The organism is Halochromatium sp., assembly GCF_054919635.1.
Map to the genome: position 1 here is coordinate 1 of NZ_JBUDPI010000231.1, position 6,339 is coordinate 6,339.

A 6,339-nucleotide genomic window follows, 5' to 3' on the forward strand; every position below is an offset into this window, starting at 1 on the left:
CGTTCAGCCAGCGGGTGAAGATCGCAGGCGGTCTGAATCTCAACAGACACAGGCACTTGCATACACTCCGAAGCGGTCAACTGCTCTTTCTAGGTTTAGGTCACTGCTGCTTGCCCACCACCGCCACGGCTTCGCTCAGAGCCGCTGATTGAGCTAGGTCATCAAATCAACAATAGGGTCAACCCCGGCAACAGGGCGTGGCCGATGCCCCCTCATCCTTGGCAAATCATCGGCACAGCCAACCGGAACCTTGCCGATAACCTAATTTTTGCTTTTCTGACTGTGACTTACCGCCGAGGCGGCGGCATATCGCAGCCACGCCTTTGCACCGTAAACCAAATCCAGACCCACTTGTTGTCGGGCGCTGCAGCGCGAATCAACGGCGCCACCACTGTCAACTTTCGCCTTGTCAGGCTAAGACGACACTTCTAGGGAACCCTGTTTTACTCAGAAAAACATAGCTTTATCAGCATCTAACGCGATCCGAGGAAGAAACCACAAAGGAATCTGTACATTTGGGTTGACATTTAGAGCTGTCAAACTAAACTGACAGCCATGGAAACGCGACCTGGCCCACGGAAAGGCCTCCGGCACTGCCGGTCGTTCAGTTCGATGCGACACCAACAGTCGGATCGAGTCCCGTCGCACGCACAGGTGCGGCACTGTCATCAAACCCTTAACGGAGGGTATGTAAATGGCTGACATGAAGAGCCTTTCGGGCCTCACGCCTGAGCAAGCGAAAGAGTTCCACGAGCAGTTCAAAGTGACCTATACCGCTTTCGTCGGCATCGCCGCCGTTGCTCACCTTCTGGTCCTAGCCTGGAAGCCCTGGTTCTGAGATCTCCAACGAGGAATAAGTAATGTTCCAAGACGTCTTCAACTATAAGCCGAAAGAACAGGACTACCGGATCTGGCTGGTGCTGAACCCCGCCGTTTGGTTGGTCCCGATTCTGGCAGCCGTCCTCGTGATCGCCCTTGGCGTGCACACCATGGTCTTCTCGCTTGACGAGTACAAATGGTCCGCGGACGAAGCTCCGGCACCTGTTGCAGCACCTGCTCCGGCCGCTCCAGCAGCTGAGTAAGCATTGCCACCGAGATTGTCATGCGAGCGGCAAGGGCTGTTAGCCCAGATGCATTGCTCGCAGTCGCCTTCGGCTTCACAGCAGCCCCAGGCGCCCTGCCCCGGCTTCGAGAGTCGCGTCGGGGTGGAAAGACAGACCCATTGTCATTGATGCCACAGCTGGCATCGTGATACCCGCCGCAGCTGTGAGAAGCGGCACACATAACCGTCAGGAGTCAACCAATGGCCGAACCCGCAAGCCTGTCTGGGCTTTCCCCGGATCAAGCAAAAGAGTTCCACGAGCAGTTCAAGGTGACCTACACCGCATTCGTCGGCATCGCCGCCGTTGCTCACCTGCTCGTTCTGGCTTGGAAGCCCTGGTTCTGATCATCTGATCAACCACGCTCCAAAGCATTGAACCGAAACCTAATCTAAGAGGGCTAAACACATGGCCGAGCAACAAATCCCGAAACCAAAAAATCCAGAAGACGATTGGAAGATCTGGATGGTTCTGAACCCCGCGACCTGGCTGGTTCCGATCCTGTTTGCCGTGCTCGTCATCGCATTGGGCGTGCATGCAATGGTCTTCTCGCTCCCATCTTACAGCTGGGGCGGCTGATAACATCAGCGACCAAACAGCAGGCGTGCCTAGCAGGCCTGCTGATGCTGAAAGGTCGGATCAGCGTTAGCGCCTAACCCGACCAGATCAGCAGCGATCAGACACACAAGATCGCACTGAGCGCCGGCTCCGCGGCTTATCCCACAGGTCTCAAAGAGACCAAGGGATGAGATTCGGGAGCCGGCGCCGGCCGTTTTGGGTGCAAGGCTCGCGCTATCGTCAGCTATTTCAGCGCCTTGGGCCGAACAACCCGCAAGAGCACGGCTGAGCCCGCCTCCAGCGCAGCCCAATCGTCCGGCATCTCCAATCGAGCCAAGGCCGCCGTGGGCAGCAGTTTCTCGTCCTTGACCTCATCGACATCGTCAGGGGCCAAATAGCAAAGCAGCTCCTCAAGCCCTGGGTTGTGGCCAACCATCAGCAGGGTGTTCGGGGATTGCGCGTAGTCGCCTAGAACATCCAGCAGTGTCTTGAGGCTGGCCTCGTAGATCGCCGGCTCCCATTTGATGTCACGCTTCTTGTAGTCGAGCCCTTTGCAGACCCGCAAGGTGGTCTCGCGAGCGCGCTCGGCTGTCGAGCTCAGGATCAGCGACGGGACCAGCCCTTCCCGATAGAGCCATTCACCAATGCGGGGCGCATCGCGCTTGCCTCGTCTGGCGAGCGGGCGCTCGATATCAGACGCTGCATCGCTGTCCCAATCGGACTTGGCGTGTCGCAGCAATAGTAGCTCGCGAGCCATTTCAGCAGGAGATCCTTAACAGGAGCGGGGCGTTGACAAATCGGGGGTGGCGCAAGCGTGGCGATGGTCATCGCCAGCCAGCGCTGCATGTTAACACAACCGTAACAGACCCCAAACCTGCCGATTGAAAACAGGCAGATAGCGTTTCATCAATGACCGCAAAATCGGTCTGCTGAACCGGTTTGTGACGACCACTGAGATCGGGCTCCGCCCGCGAGGCACCTTGGCTTCGCCATCAAGGAAGACCGCGGAAGATGACTTGAGCTGGATCAGCGCTGTGAGCAGCCGCGCGCCGGCTGAGCCAAGCGAGAGGCCTTAGGCGTCTGCGCCCAACTCAGCCGAATTCAACGGAGCTCAGCCAAGAGCTGATCGATCATGCCCTCCGCCTGGCTGAGATAGCCACCGCCAAAGAGATTCAGGTGGTTGATGATGTGGTAGAGATTGTAGAGCTGCTTGCGAACCGCGTAGCCCGAGCTCAACGGCCACGCCTCTTCATAGGCCGCTCGAAACTGGCCACCGAAGCCACCGAAGAGCTCCGTCATGGCCAGATCGGCCTCTCGATCCCCGTAGTAGCAGGCCGGATCGAAGATCACTGGCTGTCCATCGGCTGCGTAGCCGATGTTGCCTCCCCAAAGGTCACCGTGCAACAGCGAAGCCGCAGGAGCATGGTCAAGCAGACTGGACAGGCCTTGGCGCAGACGCTCACCTCGTTGTTGCAGGCGGCCGCGATAGCCATTCCTCGCCGCGAGCTCTAGCTGGAACCCGAGCCGCTGCTCGGACCAAAACTCGACCCAATCGTCGTGCTCGGTATTCTTCTGCGGCGTCGATCCAATCGTGTTATCACGATGCCAACCGAAGCGAGGCCGGGTAGCGCGATGCATCTCGGCCAGCTGCCGACCCGCTGCAATGGGATCACCTCGCCGTCCGCCGAGGGCGATGTACTCCATCGCGATAAACGCCTGGTCTCCGTCCACCCCGGTGCAGAGTGGCTCCGGCACGCGAATGCTCTTGGTGGCCGCCATCTCCGCCAGACCCGCAGCCTCGGCCTCGAACATCTCAAGCAGCTCGGCCCGATTCAGCTTGACGAAGACACGCTGCTCCTCCTGCCCGAGGACGACGGCCTGATTGATGCAGCCGCCACCGATGACCTGAGAATGTCCGCTTTGGATGCAGCGCCCGGAAGCGGCGTTGATCTGCTCGAGGATGCCTTGCCAATCCGTCATCACAATGAGTCGAGCCCTCTTCGATCAGGTGTTTGCCAACCGACGCAGCAGCGGGCTGGTGCGCGGGAAATGCGCACGCAAGAACGCCATCTGATCAGCCAGCACATTACGGCCCATCAGATAGATGTACTCGACATGGGTCGGCGTGAACGGCACCGCAAGCAGTTGCATCCCTGCGTCTTCAGGACTACGCCCGGCCTTGTAGTTATTGCAGCGGACGCAGGCCGTGACCACGTTGTTCCAATCGTCTTGGCCACCCTTGCTGACCGGACGAACATGGTCGCGGGAGAGATAGCTCGCCGAGAAACGCCCGCCGCAGTAGAGACACAGATGGTCGTCGCGCTGGAACAGGGTTCGGTTCGAGAGCGGAGGCACGTAATCATCGGCGAACTTGGTTGGGCCATGATGCTGACCCTGAGTCGCGATGATCGAGTGGATCTGCAGCTCGCTCTGGGCGCGAGTGCGCGCATTGATACCGCCCCGCAGCAAGATCATTGGGTTGCCGCAGGCATAGGCGACTTGGCCTAAGAAGTAGAGCCTGGCAGCGGCCTTATAGTCGATCCACTCCAGTGGCATACCGGCTAGATCGGTGCGCAGGATCTGTTGGCTCAGTGACAGCATAGCTCGGAACCCTGGGCTCGGGATCGAAAGGATTCGACAGCGACCAGACGGTCGCGGCAATAATACACGGTTGACAGGCTCGGGCAAGATCGAGCCGAGATCCCAGCCCGATGAGGCTATCGCACTCGCACCCAAACCCTCAGCCGCCTGATCGAAGGAGCCAGCCTTGGCGATCGTCCAAGTTGCCGTTGCGACGCCGCTGCCCGACATCTTTGACTATCTTCCGCCAAGCCGCGAAACGCCTTGCAAGATTGGCCAACGGGTGATCGTTCCCTTTGGCCGGGGTCATCGGGTCGGGATGATTGTCGGCCATTGCAGCGACTCAGCCATCGTGCCCGAGCGACTTAAGCGCATCGAGCGTTGTCTCGATCCAGAGCCACTCCTGTCGGCTGAAGACATCGGCTTGATTCGATGGGCGGCCGACTACTATCGCTGCCCTCCAGGCGAGGCCATCTTCAGCGCACTCCCGTCCCGGCTGCGCCGCCCTGTTCTCAGCCGCGAGCCTGATCGAAAGGGCTGGCGGCCGACAGCCGAGGGCGTTAGCGGCGCCTTGCAGCAGCTGACGCACGCACCTCGCCAAGCCGCAACACTAACGGCCCTGCAGTCAGAGCCCGCCGGTATCGATGATGCCTCGCTACGCGAGCGCCTCGGCGACTGCCGGGCCGCGCTCAAGTCGCTTGCAGGCAAGGGGCTTATTGAGCGCTGCAGCCTGTCATCAGCCTCGGTCGGCATGGAGCCGCAGGCCAGTCCCGCCCGAACTGCAGCGCCACCAGCGCAGTGGTCCGACACCTCAGCAGCAGCCCCCACGCCCACCTCAGCGCTCAGCTCAATACTCGGCCCAGCCCTCAGTCCCGTGCTCAACAGCGAGCAACAGGCCGCGGTCGACCGGATGAGCCAAGGCGAGGGCTTCAATTGCTATCTCTTAGATGGCGTCACCGGCAGCGGAAAGACCGAGGTCTACATCCGACTGATCGATAAGGCCCTTGAGCAAGGCCAGCAGGTGCTGGTCTTGGTTCCCGAGATTGGCCTCACCCCGCAGCTCGCCCACCGTTTTGCACATCGCATCCGTACCGAGTGCGCGGTGCTTCACTCCGGACTCGCCGAGGGCGAGCGCGAGCTTGCCTGGCGCCGCGCCGCCAGCGGCCAAGCACGCCTCGTCCTGGGCACTCGCTCTGCGATCTTCACGCCGCTGCCGGATCTTGGTCTACTGATCGTCGACGAGGAGCACGACGTCTCGCTCAAGCAGCAAGACGGGTTTCGCTACTCGGCGCGCGATCTTGCCGTGCGTCGTGCCCAGATCGCTCGCTGCCCAGTCCTGCTCGGCTCGGCGACGCCATCACTGGAGACACTGCGCAATGCCGAGCAGCGACGTTATCAACATCTGCGCCTGAACCGACGCGCCGGCGCTGCCCAGCCTCCGCGCTTCTTGCTCGCCGATGTGCGCTCACAGCCGCTGGTGACTGGTCTTTCACATGCACTGCTGACGCGAATGTCAGACGTGATCGAGGCCGGCAACCAGGTCCTGCTCTTCCTTAACCGTCGCGGCTTCGCGCCCGTGTTGACCTGCCACGACTGCGGCTGGATCAGCAGCTGCAAGCACTGTGATGCGCGCATGACGCTGCATCGCGGCCACGGGCAGCTGGTCTGCCATCATTGTGGTGATCAGCGGCTGCTGCCGGTCCAGTGCCCGTATTGCGAATCCCCCGACCTGCGCCCCCTCGGCCAAGGCACGGAGCGCGTCGAAGACAGTCTCCGGCAACGCTTCCCAGGCATCCCGCTGGCCAGGATCGATCGCGACAATACCCGTCGCAAAGGCGAGCTCGAGCGCCTGCTCGCGGCCGCCCGCGATGGCGAGTACCCGATCCTGCTCGGCACCCAGATGCTGGCCAAGGGCCATCATCTGCCCGGTGTGACCCTGGTTGGCATCCTTGACCTGGACCATGGCCTCTACGGTAGTGATTTTCGGGCCACCGAGCGCATGGCCCAGCTCTTGATTCAGGTCGCAGGCCGGGCCGGACGCGCCGAGCGGCCGGGCACCGTCATGGTACAGACGCGCCACCCGGATCATCCCCTGCTGACC

Annotated in this window: 8 protein-coding genes; 5 read left to right on the forward strand and 3 right to left on the reverse strand. The window is 61.0% G+C overall.

Translation table 11 applies throughout. The features are described 5' to 3' along the window. Positions 1 to 694 precede the first annotated feature (694 nt). The 4 genes from pufB (ACY693_RS13340) (at position 695) to pufA (ACY693_RS13355) (ending at position 1,679) form a co-directional block, all read left to right on the forward strand. Positions 695 to 838 carry a light-harvesting antenna LH1, beta subunit gene (pufB, locus tag ACY693_RS13340; protein WP_462322317.1) on the forward strand — a complete coding sequence of 48 codons (144 nt, stop codon included), beginning with the start codon at positions 695 to 697 and terminating at the stop codon, positions 836 to 838. Positions 839 to 860: 22 nt separating this feature from the next. After that, positions 861 to 1,082, forward strand: coding sequence for a light-harvesting antenna LH1, alpha subunit (gene pufA / locus ACY693_RS13345; RefSeq protein ID WP_462322318.1), 222 nt, complete (start codon positions 861 to 863; stop codon positions 1,080 to 1,082). 221 nt (positions 1,083 to 1,303) lie between these two features. Further along, entirely contained in the window at positions 1,304 to 1,447 is a 144-nt protein-coding gene (pufB, locus tag ACY693_RS13350; protein ID WP_462322319.1) for a light-harvesting antenna LH1, beta subunit, read from the forward strand. Positions 1,448 to 1,508: 61 nt separating this feature from the next. Then, on the forward strand, positions 1,509 to 1,679 hold the full coding sequence (pufA, locus tag ACY693_RS13355; protein ID WP_462322320.1) for a light-harvesting antenna LH1, alpha subunit: 171 nt from the start codon (positions 1,509 to 1,511) through the stop codon (positions 1,677 to 1,679). A 223-nt stretch (positions 1,680 to 1,902) separates the two neighbouring features. Here the strand turns inward: pufA (ACY693_RS13355) and ACY693_RS13360 are convergent, their stop codons facing one another. From ACY693_RS13360 to ACY693_RS13370, 3 genes are all read right to left on the reverse strand, one after another. After that, positions 1,903 to 2,415: a SixA phosphatase family protein gene (locus ACY693_RS13360; RefSeq protein ID WP_462322321.1), complete on the reverse strand. Its 513-nt coding sequence runs from the start codon at positions 2,413 to 2,415 to the stop codon at positions 1,903 to 1,905. Between the two features lie 344 nt (positions 2,416 to 2,759). Beyond that, on the reverse strand, positions 2,760 to 3,638 hold the full coding sequence (locus ACY693_RS13365; protein WP_462322322.1) for a fructosamine kinase family protein: 879 nt from the start codon (positions 3,636 to 3,638) through the stop codon (positions 2,760 to 2,762). 24 nt (positions 3,639 to 3,662) lie between these two features. After that, the gene (locus tag ACY693_RS13370) at positions 3,663 to 4,259 is read right to left on the reverse strand and encodes an HNH endonuclease (protein WP_462322323.1); all 597 of its coding nucleotides are present in this window, start codon (positions 4,257 to 4,259) and stop codon (positions 3,663 to 3,665) included. Between the two features lie 166 nt (positions 4,260 to 4,425). Between ACY693_RS13370 and ACY693_RS13375 the strand changes: the two genes are divergently transcribed. After that, on the forward strand, positions 4,426 to 6,339 hold a 1,914-nt coding region (locus ACY693_RS13375; protein ID WP_462322324.1), incomplete at its 3' end, for a primosomal protein N'.